The organism is Mesorhizobium sp. RCAM 05099 (assembly GCF_059683685.1).
In genome coordinates, this window is the sequence record NZ_CM185035.1 from 4,935,084 (window position 1) to 4,955,966 (window position 20,883).

20 protein-coding genes, 4 pseudogenes and 1 riboswitch are annotated in these 20,883 nt (G+C 63.8%); of the genes and pseudogenes, 6 read left to right on the top strand and 18 right to left on the bottom strand.

Annotation, left to right across the window (positions count from 1 at the left end):
* Positions 1-46 precede the first annotated feature (46 nt).
* Positions 47-1,282, bottom strand: a complete 1,236-nt coding sequence (locus AC56QQ_RS24475) for a class I SAM-dependent RNA methyltransferase (protein WP_497123686.1) — start codon at positions 1,280-1,282, stop codon at positions 47-49.
* Entirely contained in the window at positions 1,279-2,043 is a 765-nt protein-coding gene (locus tag AC56QQ_RS24480) for a TlyA family RNA methyltransferase (protein ID WP_497123687.1), read from the bottom strand. The genes AC56QQ_RS24475 and AC56QQ_RS24480 overlap by 4 nt, the downstream gene beginning before the upstream one ends.
* A 170-nt stretch (positions 2,044-2,213) precedes the next feature.
* Between AC56QQ_RS24480 and AC56QQ_RS24485 the strand changes: the two are divergent.
* Positions 2,214-2,603 (top strand): annotated as a pseudogene (locus AC56QQ_RS24485) (GFA family protein); the annotation flags it as partial.
* On the opposite strand, the gene AC56QQ_RS24490 reads toward AC56QQ_RS24485, so the two are convergent.
* The 6 genes from AC56QQ_RS24490 to AC56QQ_RS24515 form a co-directional block, all read right to left on the bottom strand.
* Complete coding sequence (locus tag AC56QQ_RS24490) at positions 2,564-2,887, bottom strand: hypothetical protein (RefSeq protein ID WP_497123688.1); 324 nt, start codon at positions 2,885-2,887, stop codon at positions 2,564-2,566. The pseudogene AC56QQ_RS24485 and the gene AC56QQ_RS24490 sit on opposite strands and share 40 nt — an antisense overlap.
* 148 nt (positions 2,888-3,035) lie before the next feature.
* Positions 3,036-4,970, bottom strand: a complete 1,935-nt coding sequence (gene dxs / locus AC56QQ_RS24495; protein WP_497123689.1) for a 1-deoxy-D-xylulose-5-phosphate synthase — start codon at positions 4,968-4,970, stop codon at positions 3,036-3,038.
* 122 nt (positions 4,971-5,092) lie between these two features.
* Complete coding sequence (locus AC56QQ_RS24500; protein ID WP_497123690.1) at positions 5,093-6,013, bottom strand: pirin family protein; 921 nt, start codon at positions 6,011-6,013, stop codon at positions 5,093-5,095.
* Positions 6,014-6,053: 40 nt separating this feature from the next.
* Positions 6,054-6,320: a DUF2277 domain-containing protein gene (locus tag AC56QQ_RS24505; protein ID WP_489860399.1), complete on the bottom strand. Its 267-nt coding sequence runs from the start codon at positions 6,318-6,320 to the stop codon at positions 6,054-6,056.
* 111 nt (positions 6,321-6,431) lie between these two features.
* A complete protein-coding gene (locus AC56QQ_RS24510) occupies positions 6,432-6,683 on the bottom strand; it encodes an exodeoxyribonuclease VII small subunit (protein ID WP_013532792.1) in 252 nt (83 codons plus the stop codon).
* Positions 6,684-6,686: 3 nt separating this feature from the next.
* Positions 6,687-7,613 (bottom strand): histone deacetylase family protein, encoded by a 927-nt coding sequence (locus AC56QQ_RS24515; RefSeq protein ID WP_497123691.1) that lies wholly within the window; start codon positions 7,611-7,613, stop codon positions 6,687-6,689.
* 121 nt (positions 7,614-7,734) lie between these two features.
* Positions 7,735-7,914, top strand: a riboswitch (cobalamin riboswitch).
* 120 nt (positions 7,915-8,034) lie between these two features.
* Here AC56QQ_RS24515 and bluB point away from each other — a divergent pair.
* Positions 8,035-8,544, top strand: a pseudogene (bluB, locus tag AC56QQ_RS24520) (5,6-dimethylbenzimidazole synthase); the annotation flags it as partial.
* A 170-nt stretch (positions 8,545-8,714) separates the two neighbouring features.
* Here bluB and AC56QQ_RS24525 read toward each other — a convergent pair.
* The 4 genes and pseudogenes from AC56QQ_RS24525 to aroC form a co-directional block, all read right to left on the bottom strand.
* Entirely contained in the window at positions 8,715-9,698 is a 984-nt protein-coding gene (locus tag AC56QQ_RS24525) for a hypothetical protein (RefSeq protein ID WP_497123692.1), read from the bottom strand.
* 92 nt (positions 9,699-9,790) lie between these two features.
* Positions 9,791-9,910 (bottom strand): annotated as a pseudogene (locus tag AC56QQ_RS24530) (TetR/AcrR family transcriptional regulator); the annotation flags it as partial.
* Between the two features lie 89 nt (positions 9,911-9,999).
* A pseudogene (gene ribB / locus AC56QQ_RS24535) lies at positions 10,000-11,099 on the bottom strand (3,4-dihydroxy-2-butanone-4-phosphate synthase).
* Between the two features lie 79 nt (positions 11,100-11,178).
* Positions 11,179-12,294: a chorismate synthase gene (aroC, locus tag AC56QQ_RS24540; protein WP_497123693.1), complete on the bottom strand. Its 1,116-nt coding sequence runs from the start codon at positions 12,292-12,294 to the stop codon at positions 11,179-11,181.
* 178 nt (positions 12,295-12,472) lie between these two features.
* On the opposite strand from aroC, the gene AC56QQ_RS24545 reads away from it, so the two are divergent.
* The gene (locus tag AC56QQ_RS24545) at positions 12,473-12,733 is read left to right on the top strand and encodes a DUF1344 domain-containing protein (protein ID WP_091576397.1); all 261 of its coding nucleotides are present in this window, start codon (positions 12,473-12,475) and stop codon (positions 12,731-12,733) included.
* Between the two features lie 23 nt (positions 12,734-12,756).
* Here the strand turns inward: AC56QQ_RS24545 and AC56QQ_RS24550 are convergent, their stop codons facing one another.
* From AC56QQ_RS24550 to AC56QQ_RS24565, 4 genes are all read right to left on the bottom strand, one after another.
* Positions 12,757-13,344, bottom strand: coding sequence for a histidine phosphatase family protein (locus tag AC56QQ_RS24550; protein ID WP_497123694.1), 588 nt, complete (start codon positions 13,342-13,344; stop codon positions 12,757-12,759).
* 46 nt (positions 13,345-13,390) lie between these two features.
* On the bottom strand, positions 13,391-14,209 hold the full coding sequence (gene fabI / locus AC56QQ_RS24555; protein WP_497123695.1) for an enoyl-ACP reductase FabI: 819 nt from the start codon (positions 14,207-14,209) through the stop codon (positions 13,391-13,393).
* A gap of 106 nt (positions 14,210-14,315) precedes the next feature.
* Entirely contained in the window at positions 14,316-15,245 is a 930-nt protein-coding gene (locus AC56QQ_RS24560; protein WP_091576402.1) for a DnaJ C-terminal domain-containing protein, read from the bottom strand.
* Between the two features lie 260 nt (positions 15,246-15,505).
* Positions 15,506-15,967, bottom strand: a complete 462-nt coding sequence (locus AC56QQ_RS24565) for an RT0821/Lpp0805 family surface protein (protein WP_497123696.1) — start codon at positions 15,965-15,967, stop codon at positions 15,506-15,508.
* A gap of 40 nt (positions 15,968-16,007) precedes the next feature.
* Between AC56QQ_RS24565 and pdxH the strand changes: the two genes are divergently transcribed.
* A complete protein-coding gene (gene pdxH / locus AC56QQ_RS24570) occupies positions 16,008-16,625 on the top strand; it encodes a pyridoxamine 5'-phosphate oxidase (RefSeq protein WP_489860393.1) in 618 nt (205 codons plus the stop codon).
* 9 nt (positions 16,626-16,634) lie between these two features.
* On the opposite strand, the gene AC56QQ_RS24575 is transcribed toward pdxH, so the two are convergent.
* Positions 16,635-17,387 (bottom strand): crotonase/enoyl-CoA hydratase family protein, encoded by a 753-nt coding sequence (locus AC56QQ_RS24575; RefSeq protein WP_497123697.1) that lies wholly within the window; start codon positions 17,385-17,387, stop codon positions 16,635-16,637.
* A gap of 19 nt (positions 17,388-17,406) precedes the next feature.
* Positions 17,407-19,176 carry an acyl-CoA dehydrogenase family protein gene (locus AC56QQ_RS24580; RefSeq protein ID WP_497123698.1) on the bottom strand — a complete coding sequence of 590 codons (1,770 nt, stop codon included), beginning with the start codon at positions 19,174-19,176 and terminating at the stop codon, positions 17,407-17,409.
* 214 nt (positions 19,177-19,390) lie between these two features.
* Here AC56QQ_RS24580 and AC56QQ_RS24585 point away from each other — a divergent pair, with 214 nt between their 5' ends.
* Both AC56QQ_RS24585 and AC56QQ_RS24590 read left to right on the top strand, forming a co-directional pair.
* Positions 19,391-19,627, top strand: coding sequence for a hypothetical protein (locus tag AC56QQ_RS24585; protein ID WP_497123699.1), 237 nt, complete (start codon positions 19,391-19,393; stop codon positions 19,625-19,627).
* Between the two features lie 86 nt (positions 19,628-19,713).
* On the top strand, positions 19,714-20,877 hold the full coding sequence (locus AC56QQ_RS24590) for a glycoside hydrolase family 25 protein (RefSeq protein ID WP_497123700.1): 1,164 nt from the start codon (positions 19,714-19,716) through the stop codon (positions 20,875-20,877).
* The last annotated feature ends 6 nt before the right edge of the window (positions 20,878-20,883 follow it).

Consider the following 20,883-nt stretch of genomic DNA (forward strand, 5'->3'; position numbering starts at 1 on the left):
CAATCAAGGCTCGCCTCGAACCTTGATTGCCATGCTTGCTTCCACCTCAGCGACGGCGCTTCGGCTTCTCCAGCAGCGCCACCGCCTCGACGTGGGATGACCACAGGAACTGGTCGATCGGCGTCACGCTTTTCAAGGTGTAGCCGCCGTCGATGAGGATGCGCAAATCCCGCGCCAGCGTCACCGGATTGCAGGACACCGCGGCGACAAGCGGCACGTCGCAACGAGCGATCTGCTTCGACTGGTCCTCAGCGCCGGCGCGCGGTGGGTCGAACACCAGACCGTCGAAAGCGTTCAGTTCCTTGAACGTCAGCGGCCGGCGGAACAGGTCGCGGCGTTCGCCCGTCACCCGCTTGAGGCCAGTCGCGAAGCGTGCCCCCCGGTCGAGCGCCGACAGTGCCGCCGCGTCGCCCTCCACCGCATGGACTTCCGACTTCGCCGCAAGCCTAAGCGCAAAGCTGCCGCAACCGGCGAACAGATCAGCGACCTTCTTGGCCCGGGCCAGATGTCCACCGACGATATCGGCCATCGTCTGTTCGGCGGCCGCCGTCGCCTGCAGGAAGGCGCCCGGCGGAACGGCGACCGCGACGCCGCCGAACATGACCACCGGTTTCTTCGGTTCGATGACGATTTCGTCGTCGATCGAAAGCCGGGCAAATCCCTGAGCCATGACGAAGTTGGAGGCGACCCGACGCTGGTTCTCACCCAGTTTCCCGGACTCGTAGACCGCGATGTCAAGGCCCGATCCGGTCACGGTGACCGCCATCCGGAACGATTTGGTGGTGGCGCAAACCAATTCGGCGAGTGCCCTCAACCGGTCGAGCGCGGCGACGATCTCCGGCAGCGAGATCGGGCATTCCGATATCGGAATGATTTCCGGCGACAGATGGCGATTGAAGCCGAGCAACATGCCCGTTTCGGCGCGCCGGGCGGCGAGCACAACACGGCGGCGCGTGTGCGGCGCGCAGGCGACCAACTCGCCAATCTGGCAATCGATGCCCCTCAAGGCGTGCACCACCTTGTCGCGTTTCCATTGGCGATAGGCTTCGGCTTCGAGATGCTGGAGAGCGCAGCCGCCGCACTCGGTGAAATGGCGGCAGGCGGGATCGATGCGCAGCGTCGAGGTCTCCAGCACCGCCATCAGCGTGGCGCGGTCCCTTTCGCGCGCCGCGGTGACGGTTTCGCCAGGCAAGGTGAAGGGAATGAACAGATCACCGCTTTCGGTTTCGGCGATGCCGTCGCCCTGGGCGCCAAGTTTCCTGATGGTGAAGCGCGTGGTCATCGATCCTTGATCCCACCGAGCAGGAATTCGCGATTGCCGTCGCCACCTTCGATCGGCGACAGATGCAGCCCGAGCGAGCGCCAGCCGGGAATGGCGTCAAGCCAATCCTGCAGCAGGCCGGCGACGCGGGAGGCATCGTAGGGATCTTTCAGCAGGCCACCCTTGCCGATCGCTTCGCGACCCGCCTCGAATTGCGGCTTGACCAGAAACACGGCGCCGGTGCCAGCCTTCGCAATGGCAAGCGCCGGCGGCAGCGCCAGCTTCAGCGAAATGAAGCTGACATCGGAGACGATAAAGTCCGGAATACGGCCGGCAAGATCGGCCGCTGTGAGGTCGCGGGCGTTCAGGCCCTCGATGAGGGTTACCCGCGGATCGCCGCCGACATCGGGATGCATCTGGCCATGACCGACATCGATCGCGGTGACATGCGCAGCGCCGCGCTCAAGCAGGACCTGGGTGAAGCCACCGGTCGAAGCGCCGATGTCGAGCGCCTCGCGGCCAGCCGGATCGAGGCCGAAATGGTCGAGCCCGCCGATCAGCTTGAGCGCCGCGCGCGACACGTAACCTTGCGCCGGGTCGTCGATGGCAATCAGGCATTGCGGCAAAACGTTCTGACCGGGCTTGCGCGCAATCACCCCGTCAACCGTGACGGCTCCGCGTTCTACCGCGTCGCGGGCACGCGAGCGGCTGGCAAACAGCCCGCGCTGGACGAGCAGTTCGTCGAGCCGCTGGCGTGTGCTGGCTGGCAGAGGCGAGTTCATCGGCCTTCATGGCGAAAGCCGGCCGCGAAGGCAAGGATATTGGGGCGGGACAAGGAACATCGTCGGAAAGCGGAACGCATCAAGCCGCTCCGCGGCCATCGAATATCGCATCGGGTCCGGCACAATGGTAAGGAGACAGCAGCTTGCTGTCGGAACTCGAAGGAGGGCGGATGCTGACGGGAACCTGCCACTGTGGTGCGGCCCACTGGACCCTGGAGGGCGATCCCGGATCCATCACAGCCTGCAATTGCACCCTCTGCCGTCGCTATGGCGTGCTCTGGGCCTACGATTATGTCGACGAACGCATTCGCGTCGCCAGACCGACGAGTAGCTATACGCGCGCCGGGAAGGATGCGCCTTCGCTCGAGATCCTGTTCTGCCCGACCTGCGCCTGCGTGCTGGCCTGGCGTGGCTTGGGCTCGAGCGCCGGCGGTCGAACGCGAATCGCCGTCAATGTGAGACTTGCGCCACCGGAGGCCGTCGCCGACTTGCCGATCGACCATTTCGATGGCCTCGACATCTACGACGACCTGCCACGCGATGGCCGCTGCGTGCGCGACTTTCGCGAAACCTGGCGCTCGACGGCTGGAGACAAACCGTCGTCTCGATCCCCCGAAGCTTGCTCGCGTGGATGCTCGGTCGCAACCGCGGGCGCCGGAACAGGGTCCGGGAGGACCACGAGCTGCGGCACCTGCTTATAGGAAAAGCCGCCGCGAATATCGCCCATCTTGCCGGCGACGATGCCCATGGCAGCCTTTTCAAGGCTGCGATCATAGCGCGTTTCGGCGGCGGCCGGCGCGACAATGACCACCAAGAGGGCCACGCCACACAGAAGCGTTCTCATTGTTGTTATCTCCCTGCCTGATCATGATCTAGCAGGGCGCCATTGAAAAACGGCCAAGAGACACGGTAAGCAAAGCACCAAACGGCAGCGTAAACAATACGTTACGAATTCAAGCCGGCAAATCGATTCAAGCCGTTGAGGTTTTGATTCAGGCGCGTTGCGCGCGAACCGTATGGCCAAGCGCTGTGAACACGGTGCGCACGATGCCAGCGGCGTCGAGACCGGCATCGGCATACATTTTTTCCGGCTTGGCGTGGTCGGTGAACGCGTCGGGCAACACCAGCGGGCGCACCTTCAGGCCGCTTTCCAGCAGGCCCTCATGGGCGAGGAACTGCAGCACGTGGCTGGCGAAGCCGCCAACGGCGCCCTCTTCCACCGTCACCAGAACTTCGTGCGAGCGGGCCAGCCGCCGGATCAGATCCTCGTCGAGCGGTTTGGCAAAACGGGCATCGGCGACGGTGGTGGAAAGCCCGGCAGCGCCAAGCTCCTCGGCGGCGATCAGGCAATCCTGCAAGCGCGTACCGAAGGACAGAAGGGCGACCTTGGTGCCTTCCCTGACGATACGACCCTTGCCGATTTCGAGAACCGAGCCGCGTTCCGGCATGTCGACACCGACGCCGTTGCCGCGCGGATAGCGGAAGGCGATCGGGCCATCATCATAGCTCGCCGCGGTTCGCACCATGTGGCGCAATTCCGCCTCGTCGGCGGCCGCCATCACCACGAAGCCGGGCAGCGTCGCCAGGAAGGTTGTGTCGAAGGCGCCGCAATGGGTGGCGCCATCGGCGCCGACGAAGCCGGCGCGGTCGATGGGGAAGCGCACCGGCAGCTTCTGGATCGCGACGTCGTGCACGACCTGGTCGTAGGCGCGCTGCAGGAAGGTCGAATAGATCGCCGCGAACGGCTTGTAACCTTCCGTGGCGAGGCCGGCGGCGAAGGTCACCGCGTGCTGCTCGGCAATGCCGACATCGAAGGTCCGTGCCGGAAACACCTCGCCGAACAGGTCAAGGCCGGTGCCGCTCGGCATGGCGGCGGTGACGGCAACGATGCGGTCGTCCTCGCGGCCTTCCTGAATCAGGCTTTCGGCGAACACCTTGGTGTAGGCCGGCGCGTTGGCAGGCGCCTTGGCCTGCGCACCGGTGATGACGTCGAACTTGTTGACGCCATGATACTTGTCGGCGGCGGCTTCCGCCGGCGCATAACCCTTGCCCTTCTGGGTGACGACATGGATCAGCACCGGGCCTTTGCCATTGTCGCGGACATTCTTCAGCACCGGGATCAAATGCTCGAGATTGTGACCGTCGATCGGGCCGATGTGGTAGAAGCCGAGCTCCTCGAACAGCGTGCCGCCGGTGACGTAGCCGCGTGCATGCTCGACCGCCCTGGTGATCGCACGGTCGGCGCGTTTGCCGAGATAGGAGGTCAGTTTCTTGCCGAAGTCGCGCAGGCCGATATAGGCCTTGCCCGAGGCCAGACGCGCCAGGTAGGCGCTCATGGCGCCGGTCGGCGGAGCGATCGACATGTCGTTGTCGTTGAGGATGACAATGAGACGGGCATCGAGCGCGCCGGCATTGTTCATCGCCTCATAGGCCATGCCAGCCGACATGGCGCCATCACCGATGACGGCGATGACATTGTTGCGGCCGCCGGATAGGTCGCGGGCGGCGGCCATGCCGAGACCGGCCGATATCGATGTCGAGGAATGGGCGGCGCCGAAGGGATCGTACTCGCTCTCGGCGCGGCGGGTGAAGCCGGACAGGCCGCCCTCCTGCCGCAAGGTGCGGATGCGGTCGCGGCGGCCGGTGAGGATCTTGTGCGGATAGGCCTGGTGGCCGACATCCCAGATCAGCCGGTCATCCGGGGTGTTGAAGACATAGTGCAGCGCCACCGTCAGCTCGACCACGCCAAGGCCGGCGCCAAGATGGCCGCCGGTGCGGGACACGGCGTCGACCAATTCGGCGCGCAGCTCGGATGCCAGTTGCGGCAGCTCGCTCTCGGCAAGCGTGCGCAAGTCGGCCGGAATGCGGACCTTGTCGAGAAGCGGCGTATGCAGCGTTGCGTTCACGGGCTCAGGCTCTCTATTCATCGGCGAAATAGGCCGCCGGCCGGCGAATGTAAATGCGTGTCTGTGACGCGCGTCGATCCACGGCTCTAACTGTTGGGCATGATCTCTTCCGAAAACCGGTTCCCACTTTTCGGGATCATACCCTAGCTCTCCGGCAGCGGGATGAACTCTTCCTCATCTCCAGGAACGATATCGAAGCGGCCGGTCTTCCATTCCTGCTTGGCCTGTTCGATGCGCTCCTTGGACGACGAGACGAAATTCCACCAGATGTAACGCTGCGAGCCGAGCGAAGCGCCGCCAAACAGCATGAAATGCGCGCCGCCCTGCGACGACACGACGATTTCGTCACCGGGCCGGAACACCAGCAGGCGTTCCGCTGGAAAAATATCCCCTGAAATCGCGACCTCACCCTCCAACGTGTAGATGGCGCGCTCTTCCGCATCGGCTGGAATTCTCACGCTGGCGCCGGGGGCCAGGCGCAGGTCGGCATAGAGCGTGTCGGAATACGCTCTGACCGGAGACCGCATTCCCTGGAAATCACCGATGACGACGCGCCCGCTGACGCCTTCGGCATCGATCTCGGGAAGAAGCACCGCGCCAGTGTTCTCGAATACCGGTGCCACTTCTTCCTTGCCGTCCGGCAGCGCCAGCCATGTCTGCAGGCCGGAGACCGACATCGGTGCGCCGCGCAATTCCTCGGGCGTGCGCTCGGAATGGACGATGCCGCGGCCGGCGGTCATCAGGTTCACGTCGCCGGGCTGGATGACCATCTCGGTGCCGAGCGGATCGCGATGCCTGATCTTGCCGTCGAACAGATAAGTGACCGTCGACAGTCCGATATGCGGATGCGGGCGGACATCGAGCGCCTGGCCGGCGCGCAGGATGGCCGGGCCCATGCGATCGAAGAAGATGAACGGACCGACCAGTCGCCGCTTGGCGGTCGGCAGGGCGCGGCGCACCTGAAAACCGCCAATGTCCTTGGCGTTCGGAATGACCATCAGCTCGATCTGGTCGCTGGCGAAGGCATCGCCGACCTCAGGGTCTTTCCCGGGGAAGAAGCTCACGATATCTCCTTGTCAGCGGTCGACGACCGCATTGGACGCCTCAGGCAAACCGGATCGCCGCCTTGGCCCGCAGTTTGGCCGCAACCTCTTCGCGATTGCGAGGATGCTGATGGGTCTCGAGAGAATCGAGCAGTTCGCGCGCTGACGCGGCAATCGCATCGACAGCGTGGTCGAACGCATGCTGGTTCTGCTTCGAGGGCCGTGTCGTTCCGCTGAGCTTGCGAACGAACTGAAGTGCCGCGTCGCGGATTTCGTCGTTGGTTGCGGGCGGATCAAAGTTGAACAGGGTCTTGATGTTTCTGCACATCGTTTCCGAACCTCCTCTTGTCCTGGAGCCGTTTCAGTCGGGACGCGTTCCATCCTCGATCATGATCGTGTCCAAAAACCGGTGAGGCAAGACCATCGTTCGGGCCGCGCCTCAGTCCGCGTCGAGCGGCTCCGTTCCGACCGGCTTGCCGTCGCGCGACAGCCTGATCTTCTCGACCTTGTCCTCCGCGGCCTTCAGCAACCGGTCGCAATGCGCCTTCAGCGCCTCGCCGCGCTCATAAATCCTGATCGACTGATCGAGCGGCACGTCGCCGCGCTCCAGATCATCGACGATCTTCTCCAACGCGTCGAGTGCCTGTTCGAAGCTCATCGCCTTGACGTCTTCGTTGGTCTCACCAGCCATCATTCATCCTTTCATCAGTCGCCCGACATGGGCGGCGACCGAAAATGCCAGTCCCTGCAGATCGTAACCACCCTCGAGCAGGCTGACGAGCCGGTTGCCGCTGTGGCGCGTGGCGCGCTGCATCAGCTGGCCTGTCGCCCAGTCGAAGTCGTCCTCGGTCAGATTGATCTCGGCCAGCGGATCACGGTGATGCGCGTCGAAACCGGCCGAAATGATGATCAGGTCCGGCGCGAAATCGTCGAGCGCCGGAAGCACGCGCGACAGGAAGGCATCGCGAAACACCTCGCTGCCGGTCTGCGGCGCCAGTGGCGCGTTGATAATGTTGCCGGCACCGGTTTCGTTCTTTGCCCCTGTGCCGGGATAAAGCGGCATCTGGTGCGTCGAACAATAGAGCACGGAGGGATCGTCCCAGAAAATGTCCTGCGTGCCGTTGCCGTGATGCACGTCCCAATCGACGATGGCGACACGCTCGGCGTCGAATTTCTTCTGCGCATAGCGCGCCGCGATCGCCGCGGTGTTGAAGAGGCAGAAACCCATCGCCGTCGTCTTCTCGGCGTGATGGCCCGGCGGCCGGGCGGCGACGAAGGCATTGTCGGCGCGGCCCGTGAAGACGTCGTCGACGGCGGCGTTGGCGGCGCCGATCGCCGTGATCGCCGCCTGCCAGCTCTTCGGGCTGGCGGTGGTGTCGGCGTCGATGCGGGCGATGCCCTCGTCGGGAATGGCGGCGCGGACGCGCGCGACGAAATCGGCGGGATGCGCGTAGAGGATGGTCGCCTCGTCGCCTTCCGGCGCCTTGACGCGGTCGAGAGCGGCAAATGCCTCATCGTCCAGCACGCGCTCGATGGCGCGCAAGCGGTCCGGCCGCTCGGGATGGCCGGGGGGCGTGATGTGCTCGAGGAAGATCGGATGGGTGTAGAGACGGGTAACCATCGTCCTAATCTAGTGGCCCGGATCGACAAAGGCCATGAGCAGGCGGCTGATGGCTGGGGAAAATCACGCCTGCGTCCATTGGTGTCGCTGCGGGCATTGGCGTCGCTGGCGCTTCGGCGTAAGGTCGCCGTCACTGCCTGGTGCCCGCCGCAAGCGGGAGAATCGGGAACACGGTTGAACTCCGTGGCGTGCCCAACGCTGTGAGGGGGACCGCGCCGGTAAGTGCCACTGTCGATGACGGGAAGGCGCCGGACGCGGGTTGATCCCGAGCCAGAAGACCGGCCTGGCAGGCATCGTCATCCGCATGGTCAGGCGGCTGGCATTGATTGCAATCGCAAGGGGACAAGCGATGCCGGAACACATGACCGCTCCTGTTGGCGACGGATTTGACCAGAAAGCGCGCGATGCGGTTTATCGCGCCATGTTCACGCGGCGGGATGTGCGCAGCCATTTCCTTCCCACCGCGCTCGACGATGACGTGCTGGCGCGGCTGCTCCTTGCCGCCCACCATGCGCCGTCGGTCGGCTTCATGCAGCCATGGAATTTCATCGTCATCCGCGACGCCAAACGACGGGAAAAGGTGCGCGACCTGTTCCTGGCGGCGCGCGAGCAGGAGCTGCCGGCCATCGAGGCAGAACGGCAAACGCTGTACCGCAAGCTCAAGCTGGAAGGCATTTGCGAAAGCGCACTCAACATTTGCATCACCTGCGATCGCGGGCGCTCGAAGGATTCACCGCTGGGACGCTGGCACAATCCGGAGATGGATCTCTACAGCACGGTCTGCGCGGTGCAGAATTTCTGGCTGGCGGCGCGCGCCGAAGGCGTCGGTGTCGGCTGGGTCAGCATCATCGAGGCGCAAGCGCTGAAAAGCCTGCTGTCCATTCCCGAGCATGTGACGCCTGTCGCCTATCTCTGCGTCGGCCGCGTTTCCGAGTTCGCCCCCAAACCGGACCTCGAAACACATGGCTGGGGCCGCCGGCTGCCGCTGCCGGAGCTGATCATGAGCGAGACGTTTTGCGGGCAAGGCGAAGCGCTGCTCAAGTCGACCGTGGCGCGCCTCAACACCGTCGATGCTACGGTGGCGACCGCAAGCTCCGCTGATCAGCGTGTCGCGCCGGCCGTGCCCCAGCGCGAGCCGCCAAAGGAGGCCAGCGCCTTGTCCTTGAGCTCCCTGAACTTCGACGATGCCTCGGCCAGCCGGGCGTCCCAGTCGGGATCGGGGACCTGGCCGGCGATGGTCTTGAAGTAGACCTGCATCAGGCAGGCGATAGCGAAGGGTTCGATGAAGGCCGCCTTGAAGGCCCAGGCGAAGACGATGGCGAGCACGAAAGCCCAGCCGGCGAGCTGCCCGGGCATCATGAAGAGAATGGCGGCGGCAGGGGCCAGCATCAGCAGGAAGATGACGAAGGACACGCCCCACATGATGACTGCCAGCCAGACGGCGTTCTTGACCATGATCTTGCCATTCTGGGCGTAGAGCACGACGCCTTGCCGCGCCGTCTCGAAAGGCGAGGCGGAATTGATGCGGATGTTGTAGCCGAGGATGATCTCGTCGACATAGGTCAGCGACAGGCGGATCACCGTGTTGATGAAGGAGACCAGGCCGTTCAACCCCGGGATCGGCAGGAAGGCGGCGATGCCGCCAAGCAGGCCGGTGATGGCGCGGATGGCGCCCTTGACCAGTTGGTCGACGACGAAAAGGATGTTGGCCTCGGCGAAACGCTGGGTGACGACTTGCCCGGCATAGGCGATCTGGTCCTGGCCGTCGGGAATGTCGCGGCCGTCGATCAGATGGACCATGACGGCGACATGGCCGGCCTTGACGACGTAGAGGATGTATTCGCGGATCCAGTAGACGGCAATCGAAACGACGCCGAAACCGACCACGCCTCCCCACAAGGCAAACGACAACGGCCCGTCAGGATCGGTGGAAATATGGCCGACGCCATAGCCGACGGAGGCGCCGGTGCCGGTCGCCACGATATAGGCCAGCGTGATGCCGAAATAGACGATCATGCGAAAGACAATGAAGGGCCAGGTCCGCATCATGATGGACACCGACCTGCCGATATCGAAATCCCACATGCCCGAATCTCCCCTCAGAGATGGTGGGAGAGGATGCGCTCAACCCGGCTATTGTCAATTGCGATAGCTGCGCCAAGCCGTCAATGGCGCCTTCAGTTCGGCCGCGAACCCGGCCTTTTGAGCAGGCCCTCAAGCAACTGTTTGAAGGCCGCTACCGCCATTTTCGACGTCGCTTCAGGTTCTTGCGAATTGGCGATCCGCTGCGAAGCCTGACGGATGCGAAGCGGGTATCATTCCCGCGGAATGATCCGCGAAGCGCCCGGTTTCGAACGGCCGGGCGCTATCCTGTGTCGACTGACCTTCAGAGAATCTCGGTCTTGGCGATGTGGATGCCAAAACCTTCGAGGCCGACATAGTGGCGTTCGCGCGAGGCGATCAGGTTGATCGAGGAAATGCCGAGATCCTTCAGGATTTGCGCTCCGAGCCCGATCTCGCGCCATTCGTTCTCGCGGCGGCGCGCCTCATCATGATCCTCGCGGTCGCCGGAGGCGGGACGCTTGCGTTCCTGATGGGCGACGCCGACCGAGCCCTCACGCAGGTAGACAATGACGCCGCGCCTGCGTTCGCCCATCGTTTTCATAATGCCGTCGAGCCGATGGCTGGTGCCGAAGACGTCGGTTACGACATCCTCGGAATGCAGGCGCACCGGGACATCCTCGCCGTCGCGGATGTCGCCGAAGACGATGGCGACGTGATGCATGGAATCCCACGGCAGCGTGTAGGTGAAGACCTGCGCCTTGCCGCCCGGCGTTTCAATATCCGAACAGGCGACGCGTTCGACCAGCGTTTCCTTACGCTGCCGGTAGGCGATGAGGTCGGCAACCGAAACCTGCTTGAGACCGTGCTGCTCGGCAAAGGCGGCAACCTGCGGGCCGCGCTTAACCGTGCCGTCGTCGTTCACCAATTCCGAAATCACGCCGACCGGGGGCAGACCGGCGAGCTTGCACAGGTCGACCGCCGCCTCGGTATGGCCCGAGCGCATCAGCACGCCCCCTCGCGCGCGATCAGTGGGAAGATGTGGCCGGGACGCACGAAATCCGAACCGCCAACATTGCCGTTGGCGAGGTTGCGAACGGTCAGCGTACGGTCCTCGGCCGAAATGCCGGTCGTGGTGCCGTGCTTGAAATCGACGCTGACGGTGAAGGCGGTGGTGTGCGCCGAATCATTGTCGGCAACCATCGGCTGCAAGTTGAGGCGCTTGGCCTCCTCGCGCGGCATCGGCGTGCAGACGATGCCGGAGGTGTGGCGGACGATGAACGCCATCTTTTCCGGCGTGCAATGGACGGCGGCGACGATCAGGTCGCCCTCGTTCTCGCGCCCGTCATCGTCCATGACGACAACGATCTCGCCGCGCTCGAAAGCACGCAGGGCTTCGACGATCTTCTTCTGGTCGTAAGGCATGGGCGGCTCGCTTCGCTCGCAGGGAATTAGGCAGTAAGGCAGTAGGGAAAAGAAAAGGCTGTATCGGGCGGCCTACCGCCTATTCCCTACTGCCTATTCCCTTCCCCGTCTGTCCGCGATGACGCAGATAATGATCGGCAATGGCGCACGCAACCATCGCCTCACCGATCGGCACCGCGCGGATGCCGACGCAGGGGTCGTGGCGGCCCTTGGTCATGATCTCGACGTCGTTGCCGTCCTTGTCGATCGACTTTCGCGGCGTCAGGATCGAGGACGTCGGCTTGACGGCGAAACGGGCGATGATTGGCTGGCCGGTCGAGATGCCACCAAGAATGCCGCCGGCATTGTTGGACAGGAACACCGGCTTGCCGTCATTGCCCATGCGCATCTCGTCGGCATTCTGCTCGCCGGTGATGCGGGCGGCTTCGAAGCCATTGCCGATCTCGACACCCTTGACCGCGTTGATCGACATCAGGCCGGATGCGATGTCCTGGTCGAGCTTGGCATAGATCGGCGCGCCGAGGCCTGCCGGAACGCCGTCCGCTACGATCTCTATCACCGCGCCGACCGAGGAGCCGGCCTTGCGGATGCCGTCGAGATACTGCGTGAAGACGGGAACGGAAGCAGGATCAGGGGTGAAGAACGGATTTTCCGCGTCGCCGATGAAATTCCAGTTCCAGTTGGCGCGGTCGATCGATTTTTCGCCCATCGACACCAGCGCGCCGCGCACCACCATGCCGGGCACCACCTTGCGGGCGAGCGCGCCGGCCGCGACGCGCGCCGCCGTCTCGCGGGCCGAGGAGCGGCCGCCGCCACGATAGTCGCGCACGCCATATTTGACATCATAGGTGTAGTCGGCATGGCCCGGCCGGTATTGGCGGGCGATCTCGCCATAGTCCTTTGAACGCTGGTCGACATTCTCGATCAGCATCGACACCGGCGTGCCGGTGGTGATCATCGTCTCGCCGTCCTCGTCGAGTATGAAGCCGGACAGCACCTTCACTTCGTCGGGCTCGCGCCGCTGGGTGACGAAGCGTGACTGTCCCGGCCGGCGCTTGTCGAGTTCTTCCTGGATTTCATCGCGCGTAAAGCGGATGCCGGGCGGACAGCCGTCGATGACGCAGCCGAGCGCGGCGCCATGACTTTCGCCCCAGGTGGTGACGCGGAAAAGATGGCCGAACGTGTTGTGAGACATAAAATAACCCTGCCCGGCATTGGAGCCGGCTCAAGGCAGCCTTCTATTGGCGTTTTTCACAGGGGTCAAACCGTGATCTGGTGGATTTAGTTTTGACACATTCGGTTGGTTTCTGCTCTGCTCCATCCGCCGTTGAACGCCCGCCGCCATGCCGGTGCAATGATAAAGAGGAACGATTATGCGTACCCTGATTGGCGCCGTTGCCGCCACACTGCTGCTTTCCACCGCCGCTTTCGCCGGTCAGACCGAAGGCCTGATCAAGAAAATCGACAAGGACGCGCTGACGCTGACGCTGGATGACGGCAAGTCCTACAAGCTGAACGCCGAGACCGATCTCGATGCGCTGAAGCCGGGCATGGACATCGTCATCGCCTATGATGTGACCAATGGCGAAAACGTGATCACCGACATGGAACTGCCTGACAGTTCGGCCAATTAGAGAATCGGCGCCGCCACCTGCGGCTAAAGCCACTCCAGGCCCTTGCCTTCGAGTTTGAGCACGCGATCCTGCGGCATGTCCAGGTTCGCTGCCTCGTCCTCGGCCATATCAAGCACGAAGCGAAACAAGGTCCGCATCACGCCGCCATGCGTCACGCAGATCGTCGGGCGTTGGATCGCATCGAACCAGGGCTTCACCCGTACGAGCAGCATCTGGTAGCTCTCGGCGCCTTCGCCCGGCGGCTGAAAGTTCCATTTGTCCAAAGCGCGCGTCCTGCTCGCGCCTGGATACCGCGTCTCGAGTTCGGCAAAGGTAAACCCCTGCCAATCGCCGAAATTGACTTCGACGAGGCGAGGATCGGTCCGATAGGCACCCGGATCGAGCTTCATCGCGGCGCGGATGCGCTCCATCGTTTCGCGCGTGCGCTTCATCGGGCTTGCGACGAAATCGAAATCCCGGGGATTGCCGACGAGTTCGGCAAGCCGATGCCCGTTTCCGGTCGCCTGTTCGCGGCCGAGAGTATTGAGATCGGTGTCGGCCTGCCCCTGAAGCCGGGATTCGGCGTTCCACGCGGTCTGGCCGTGGCGCACGATATAAACCAGCGGGTACATCGGGTCTTCCGGAACGGGATCGGGACTGACGACGATTGGCGGGCTGTTAATCCTTGACCGTCGAAATGTCCGGCGCGTCGACCGCCTTCATGCCGACGACGTGATAGCCCGAATCGACGTGATGCACCTCGCCGGTAACGCCGCGCGACAGATCGGACAGGAAATAGACGGCGGAATCGCCGACCTCCTCCTGCGTCACCGTCTGCTTCAGCGGCGAATTGTATTCGTTCCACTTCAGGATGTAGCGGAAATCGCCGATGCCGGACGCGGCAAGCGTCTTGATCGGGCCGGCCGAGATGGCGTTGACGCGGATCTTCTTGGCGCCGAGATCGACGGCCAGGTAGCGCACGCTGGCCTCGAGCGCCGCCTTGGCGACACCCATGACGTTGTAATGTGGCATCACCTTTTCGGCGCCATAGTAGGTCAGCGTCAACAGCGAGCCGCCATTGGCCATCAGCGCCTCGGCGCGCTTGGCGATGGTGGTGAAGGAATAAACCGAAATGTCCATGGTGCGCAGGAAATTGTCGCGCGTCGTCTCGACATAACGGCCGGTCAACTCGTCCTTGTCCGAAAAAGCGATGGCGTGGACGAGAAAATCAAGCTTGCCCCAGTGCTTGGCGACGTTGGCGAAAACCTCGTCCAGGCTCGCCGGATCGGTGACATCGCAATGGCCGGCGACAAAGGCGCCCAGTTCCGCGGCCAGCGGCTCAACGCGCTTCTTGAACGCCTCGCCCTGATAGGTCAGCGCGATCTCGGCGCCATGGTCGACGCAGGCCTTGGCGATGCCATAGGCGATCGATCTGTTGTTGGCGACGCCAAGAATAAGGCCGCGCTTGCCGGCCATAAGGCCCTGTCCACCCGCCATGTGAGCGCTCTCCGCAAGGTTTTCTGCTTTGTGGAGTGCCTATCGCACAGGCACAGGGCCCCTTCAAGCGCTCAAACCGGACAGTTCAGGGGACAAGAGCCGACAATCAGCCTTTTTGGCTGCGCAACAGCGCTTCGAGCGCACTGTCGCCGCCCTCTGGCAGCATGATCCGCACATGGGCATAGAGATCGCCATGGCCACCGGCCTTTTCCGGCAGACCCCTGCCCTTCAGCCGCAGGACCTTGTCCGAGCTCGACCAGGCCGGAACGTTGACGGCAAGCTTGCCGGTCGGCGTATCGACCGCCACCTTGGCGCCGAGCACCGCATCGGCCAGCGCTACCGGCAGATCGGCGTGCAGGTCGCGGCCCTCGAGACGATAGCGCGGATGCCGGCGAAAGCGTATCTTGACCAGCGCGTCGCCAGGTTGGCCCGGCCCCTGCTCGCCCTGCCCCTTCAACCGGATGGTCTGGCCATCCTCGACATAGGCCGGCAGCTTCACCGCCACCTTGCGGCCGTCGGGGAACATCGCCGTCACCTTGTCGGCTGTCGCGGCTTCCTCGATGGTGACGTCGAGCGTCACGTTCAGATCGGCGGCGGTCGCCGGCTGGCGGCGGTCGCCCGGGCCTGCGCCGCGCGCGCCGGAAAAGGCGTCGCCGAATATCTGGCTGAAGATGTCGCTGTTGCCGTCGAACGGATCACCGCCCGGACGACCGGAGCGGAATTCGAATCGCGAACCGCCCGCCCCTTGCTGCCGGCGAAACCCGCCGAAGGGATCGCCACCACCGGCCGCGCCCTCAAAGCCCTGGAATCGCGGCTTGCCGTCGGCGTCGATCTCGCCGCGATCGAAAGCGGCGCGATTCTTCTCGTCGCCGACGATCTCATAGGCCTGGTTGGCCGCGGCAAAACGGTCCTTCGCCTTGGGATCATTCGGATTCTGGTCCGGATGATGCTTTTTGGCGAGTTTCCGGTACGCCGATTTTATGTCCTTGGCCGATGCGTTCTTGGCAACGCCCAGCACCTCATAGGGGTCGCGCATGCTTACTGCCCTGGAGAAGGAGTGAGTCTCTGTTGCCCCCTATATGCGCTCGCATAGGAAGAAATTCCAGTGGTGGAACGGCATATCAAAGGCGGAAAATCAGAGCCTGATCCGAAAGTCGGCGGTTGAGGATTGGTGAGGGATTTTTGTCGATCCGGAAGGAGCCGGTCGCAGCCGATATCGGGATATCGGCAAGATTGGCGACGCACTGGGCGGCGAAAAGACCCGCCAAGCCGACCCGATCGTTTTTCGGATCAGGCTCAGAGCGCCTTGAAGTCCTGCATGCGCCAGCCGCCGGCGCCGGCCAGGCAAAGTTCGCCTTCGAACATGGCAACGCCGTCAAAGCTTTCGCGCGAGGCCTTGAAGCGGCGGCAGGTCTGGCCTTTGTCCTTCAATTCGGCCAACCCGGTGATGGAGCCGCGTGACCCGGTGCCGGCGTTCGCCCATGGCACCGACTGGCCGGCGAGCTGCTCGATGTCGGCGGATGACACCGCATTGCCGATCGTCGTCTGGTCGGAGTCGCGCTCCGAATCGGTCGCCGCGGCCGAAGCCGATGTGCTGCTGGTCAGGATCGAGCGATCGACCTCGGCTTTTTCCAGGCTGAAGCCACCGGCGCCACAGGCTGCAAGCGGCAGGGCGACTGCCACGATCACGGCTTTCCTGCTGGCCGAAGCGATAACGCTCCATTGCCTGCTGTCAAAAGCTTGCGCGATACGCGACAATCAGCAACCTCCCCGATTTCGTGACAATTTGAGAAAAACTATGAGTGACACAGAGTTAACAAGCAGTGACTTTACCGAGGCGGCCGAGCCGTTTCGCCTCTTTGCCGCATGGCTGGAAGACGCCACGAAGAGCGAAATGAACGACCCCAACGGCGTCGCCCTGGCGACCGTCGATGCCGACGGCATGCCGGATGTGCGAATGGTTCTGCTCAAGGGGTTCGATGAAAGCGGATTCGTCTTCTACACGAATTTCGAGAGCGCCAAGGGCCGGGAAATTCTTGGCAGCATGAAGGCGGCGATGTGTTTCCACTGGAAATCGCTGCGCCGGCAAGTGCGCATTCGCGGTCCGGTGGAGATCGTCAGCGATGCCGAAGCCGACGCCTACTACGCGACGCGTCCGCGCGGCAGCCGCATCGGCGCCTGGGCCTCGAAACAGTCGCGGCCGCTGGAAAGCCGCTTCGCCTTGGAAAAGGCGGTGGCGGAATACACGGCGCGCTATGCGATCGGCGATATCCCGCGGCCAAAACACTGGTCGGGCTTCCGCATCGTGCCGCAAACGATCGAGTTCTGGCACGACCGTCCGTTCCGGCTGCATGACCGCGTCGTCTTTTCACGCAACGGCAAGGGTGGTTGGGGCAAGACGCGGCTTTACCCCTGAAGGAGAGGCTCAGGCTTTCTTCCTGGTCATGAAAGCGGTCAAGGCAGCGCGCGCCTCGTCTGACTTGAGCCGCTCGCGGAAGTGCTCGCTTTCCTCGCCGATGCGGGCGACAAGGTCGTCGCGCGAACCGCGCATCAGGTCGCGTGCGATCTTCAGCGCTTGCGGTGGCTTGGCGGCGATCTGGCCGGCCGCCGCCAGGACCGAGGCTTCCAGCGCTCCTTCCTCGACCACCTCGTAGATCAGGCCGGCGGCCTTCGCTCGTGCGGCCGAAAAACCCTCGCCGAGGGCGAGCAATGCAAATGCGCCTTGCTGCCCCAGGATGCGCGGCGCCAAAAGGCTCGACCCCGCCTCGGGCACCAGACCGAGGTCGACGAAAGGCGTCCTGAACACGGTGCGCGGCGTGACGAAGGTCAGGTCGCAATGCAGATTGAGCGTCGTTCCTATGCCCACCGCGATGCCGTCGACGCCGGAGACGATGGGCTTCTCGACCCTGGCCAGCGCCATGAGGAAATCCCACACCTCGGTGCCGCCATCGCCGCCCGTGGCGACGACCATGAAGTCGGCAAGGTCGTTGCCGGACGAAAAGGCGCCGGGCACGCCGAGAAACACGTGGACGCGGATCGCCGGGTCGGCGTCACCCTCGGCAAGAGCCGCAGACATTTTCGCATACATGGCGCGCGTCAGCGCGTTCTTCTTGTCGGGGCGATTCATGCGGATGATCTGGATGGCGCCCTGGCGCTCGACGAGGATATGGTCTGTCACGGTTTCTTCCTTGTGAGCGTCAGGCTGAAATCAGCGTTTTACCGGCAGCGGCTAGGCTTTCGGCGCCGTCGATGACGCGCGCCCTCAACGCGCTGACCTCACCGAGCAGGTTTTCAGCGAAAAAGCGGCAAAGCGGGATACGGCCATGATCGGCAAGCGCCCCCTGCGCCAGATAGGCGCCGCCGGCGGCCAGCGAAATCAGCCTGAGATAGGGCGTCGCACCCGCCAGCGCCTCGTCCAACCGGCCGTCGGCCGTCAGTTTCTGCAGGAAGCGGGTCGCTTGCGTCAGATCGGCGAGCGCCGTGTCGAGAGCATCGGCGGTGCGGCCGAACCCCTGCAGGTTGGAGGTGCGCACCGTTCCGGCCACCGCCGCCAGTTCGTCGATGAAGCCATGAACATGTTCGCCGCCGCCGAGCGGCAGCTTGCGCATCACCAGGTCGATCGCCTGAATGCCGTTGGTGCCTTCGTAGATCGGCGCGATGCGCGCATCGCGATAGAGGGCGGCCGCGCCCGTCTCCTCGATGAAGCCCATACCGCCATGCACCTGGACGCCGAGCGAAGCGACGTCCACGCCGACATCGGTCGAGAAAGCCTTGGCCAGCGGCGTCAACAGATTGGCACGGTCGCGCCAATGCGCCGCGTCATCGCCGGCCGATACGCGCGCCAGGTCGATGGCGTGGGCACAGCAGTAGCTGATGGCGCGCGCGGTCTGCGTCAGCGCCTTCATGGTCAACAGATTGCGCTGCACGTCGGGATGATGGACGATCGGCGCCATGCCGGTACCAGCGTAGCTCGCCGCCTTGCCCTGCCGGCGGTCATTGGCATAGGCGATCGCCTTCTGGGTCGCGGCTTCCGCGACCGCCACGCCCTGCATGCCGACGCAGAGCCGCGCATTGTTCATCATGGTGAACATACAGGCGAGGCCCTTGTTCTCCTCGCCGATCAGCCAGCCGATGGCGCCGGGTTTGGCCCCCTCGAAGCCATCGCCATAGATCATGGTGCAGGTCGGCGAGGCATGGATCCCCAGCTTGTGCTCGAGGCCGGAACAGAAGACATCGTTGCGCGCGCCGAGCGATCCGTCGTCGCCGACCAGGAATTTCGGCACCAGGAACAGCGATATGCCGCGCGTGCCGGCAGGCGCATCGGGCAGCCGCGCCAGCACCAGATGAATGATGTTGTCGGTGAAGTCGTGCTCGCCATAGGTGATGAAGATCTTCTGGCCGAAGATGCGGTAGGTGCCGTCGCCGGCCGGTTCGGCGCGGGCGCGCAGCGCGTTGAGGTCCGAACCGGCTTGCGGCTCGGTCAGGTTCATCGTGCCCATCCATTCGCCGGAGACGAGCTTTGCGAGATATTTCGCCTTGAGGTCTTCAGAGGCGTGCTTGTCGAGCGCTTCGACCGCGCCCATGGTCAGCGTCGGGCCGATGCCAAAGGCCATGGCGGCGGAGTTCCACATTTCGAGCGCGGCGACACCGAGCATGGTCGGCAGCGCCTGGCCGCCATACTCTTCGGGCCCGGAGAGCGCGTTCCAGCCGCCATCGATCCAGCGGCGATAGAGGTCCCTCCAGCCGGGCGGCGTGGTGACGGCGGCACCCTTCAGCACCGCACCTTGTTCGTCGCCGATCTTGTAGAGCGGTGCTACCTCCTCGGTGGCGAAACGGCCGGCCTCGCCAAGCACGGCATCGACCAGGTCCTCGCTCAGATCGCCGAACGTGCCGGCATCGAGTGCGGGCTTCAGGCCGGCAACATGCTTGAGGGTGAAAGCGATATCCTCGACCGGTGCCCGATACATGCCGCTCTCTCCTCTTGATGCATCGGCCCGATTGATCCTAGGACCCGCGCTGCCGCAAAACCATCCCGCCTTTGGGTGGTCTCCCATCTTCTTTTTACGTAAACGTCAAATTTTGTCACGCGGATTTTGCAATCGCGCCGACACGTATTAAATTCAATCATCGCCGGATCAAGTCGACCCGGCGACAGGGAAAAACAGCGGACCGGACCATCCCATGCTTGCCAGACCCGACGCCTATCGCTGCATCGAATGCGTCCTGCCCTATCGCGCAACAGGGTTCTGGTACCATCAGGGCAAGCTGGAAAACGGCGCCGCCTACTGGTCGGATCGCGGCATATTGTGTTCGCCGCAATGCTCTCTCGCCCACCACCGCAAACGCGCCGCCGAAGGCACGCTGCCGCAAGAGCCGGCACCCGACCCGTTTGAATTTCAGCCGCTCATGCGACGCTAGCTTTGCTGGTGGCGCACCCAGCAGCAAATCCTTAACCATAGCGGTTCAGCATCTGCCTTTGATCAACGGGGATTCCCTGTTTGCCAATGCCGGCGCGCCTCCTTCGCCGCACAGCGCTTCTCGCTTTCGCGGCGACGATCGCGCTGTCGATGGCGGCACAGGCTTCGGATTTCTCCGAGCCGTGGAAGAATGCCGACCGCGCCCTGGTGGTCGACGCCTACGAATACAATTCCATCGACTGGGCGCAACTTGCCACCGACAAGCGCATCGTCGGATTCATCAACAAGGCTTCCGACGGCATGCCGCCGCCCTATTTCTGTTTTGGCAGCGACACCGACGTAAAGCTCTGCAAGGCGCTGTGGAAACGCCATGCAGTGACGCGCGAACTGTTCCAGACGCGTCGGGTCGTGGCCAAGGCGCTCGGCCTGAAATGGGGCGCCTATCACCTGGCCCGCCCCGGCAATCCGGTCGAGCAGGCCAACAATTTCCTCGATTTCGCCGAGCCGGCGCCGGACGACCTGCTGGCTCTCGACATCGAGGGCAACGATCCCTCACAGTGGATGTCGCTCGACGATGCCGAGGAGTTCGTCCGCCAGGTGCACAGGCGCATCGGCCGTTTCCCGGTGCTCTACACCAACGGCAAGACGGCCCAGTACATTGCCGACAACAGCTATCGATACCGGCTCCTGTCGCGGCTACCGCTCTGGTACGCCCGCTACAAGTCCGACATCGACGTGCATTTTCCGATGGGCAACTGGCAAGGCTACGCATTGTGGCAGTTCTCGGCGCAAGCCAATTGCGGCAGGTTCCGCTGCCCTTACAGGGTCGCCGGCACGCCTAACGACATCGACGTCAACGTCGCGCCGACGGACGCCGCCACGTTGCGTGCGCAATGGCCGTTCGGTGGGCTCATCGACGTGCCGCCTGATTATCTCGCCTCGATACCGTTGCCCGTCTCACGCCAGGCTGGCCTCGCCGGCAACGTCACCATCACCTATGCCTCGGTGGCGGCACCACCGACCTTCGAGGAAATGGTCGCGGCGCTCAGTACGCGCTGGGCGAAGTTCCGCTACGGTTTCCGCATGCCAGTCGTGAAGACGGTGCCGCGGCGGCCGAATTTCGGCATTGTCCAATATGTCGCCTGGAAGCGGACCGAGCGGCGTTCACCCGCGCAACTCGACGCCGCCTTCGCCGGGGCGGCCGACCCTGTCAGCACCGCTTCCACCGAACTCGATCGCGGCCAGCGGTAGGCTGCC

What these genes read in the sequence shown, in the direction of transcription:
- AC56QQ_RS24475 (WP_497123686.1), bottom strand. Translation starts at nt 1,282, where the DNA reads ATGACCACGCGCTTCACCATCAGGAAACTTGGCGCCCAGGGCGACGGC.
- AC56QQ_RS24480 (WP_497123687.1), bottom strand. Translation starts at nt 2,043, where the DNA reads ATGAACTCGCCTCTGCCAGCCAGCACACGCCAGCGGCTCGACGAACTG.
- AC56QQ_RS24490 (WP_497123688.1), bottom strand. Translation starts at nt 2,887, where the DNA reads ATGAGAACGCTTCTGTGTGGCGTGGCCCTCTTGGTGGTCATTGTCGCG.
- dxs (WP_497123689.1), bottom strand. Translation starts at nt 4,970, where the DNA reads ATGAATAGAGAGCCTGAGCCCGTGAACGCAACGCTGCATACGCCGCTT.
- AC56QQ_RS24505 (WP_489860399.1), bottom strand. Translation starts at nt 6,320, where the DNA reads ATGTGCAGAAACATCAAGACCCTGTTCAACTTTGATCCGCCCGCAACC.
- AC56QQ_RS24510 (WP_013532792.1), bottom strand. Translation starts at nt 6,683, where the DNA reads ATGGCTGGTGAGACCAACGAAGACGTCAAGGCGATGAGCTTCGAACAG.
- AC56QQ_RS24515 (WP_497123691.1), bottom strand. Translation starts at nt 7,613, where the DNA reads ATGGTTACCCGTCTCTACACCCATCCGATCTTCCTCGAGCACATCACG.
- AC56QQ_RS24525 (WP_497123692.1), bottom strand. Translation starts at nt 9,698, where the DNA reads ATGTGGGATTTCGATATCGGCAGGTCGGTGTCCATCATGATGCGGACC.
- aroC (WP_497123693.1), bottom strand. Translation starts at nt 12,294, where the DNA reads ATGTCTCACAACACGTTCGGCCATCTTTTCCGCGTCACCACCTGGGGC.
- AC56QQ_RS24545 (WP_091576397.1), top strand. Translation starts at nt 12,473, where the DNA reads ATGCGTACCCTGATTGGCGCCGTTGCCGCCACACTGCTGCTTTCCACC.
- AC56QQ_RS24550 (WP_497123694.1), bottom strand. Translation starts at nt 13,344, where the DNA reads ATGTACCCGCTGGTTTATATCGTGCGCCACGGCCAGACCGCGTGGAAC.
- fabI (WP_497123695.1), bottom strand. Translation starts at nt 14,209, where the DNA reads ATGGCGGGTGGACAGGGCCTTATGGCCGGCAAGCGCGGCCTTATTCTT.
- AC56QQ_RS24560 (WP_091576402.1), bottom strand. Translation starts at nt 15,245, where the DNA reads ATGCGCGACCCCTATGAGGTGCTGGGCGTTGCCAAGAACGCATCGGCC.
- pdxH (WP_489860393.1), top strand. Translation starts at nt 16,008, where the DNA reads ATGAGTGACACAGAGTTAACAAGCAGTGACTTTACCGAGGCGGCCGAG.
- AC56QQ_RS24580 (WP_497123698.1), bottom strand. Translation starts at nt 19,176, where the DNA reads ATGTATCGGGCACCGGTCGAGGATATCGCTTTCACCCTCAAGCATGTT.
- AC56QQ_RS24585 (WP_497123699.1), top strand. Translation starts at nt 19,391, where the DNA reads ATGCTTGCCAGACCCGACGCCTATCGCTGCATCGAATGCGTCCTGCCC.
- AC56QQ_RS24590 (WP_497123700.1), top strand. Translation starts at nt 19,714, where the DNA reads ATGCCGGCGCGCCTCCTTCGCCGCACAGCGCTTCTCGCTTTCGCGGCG.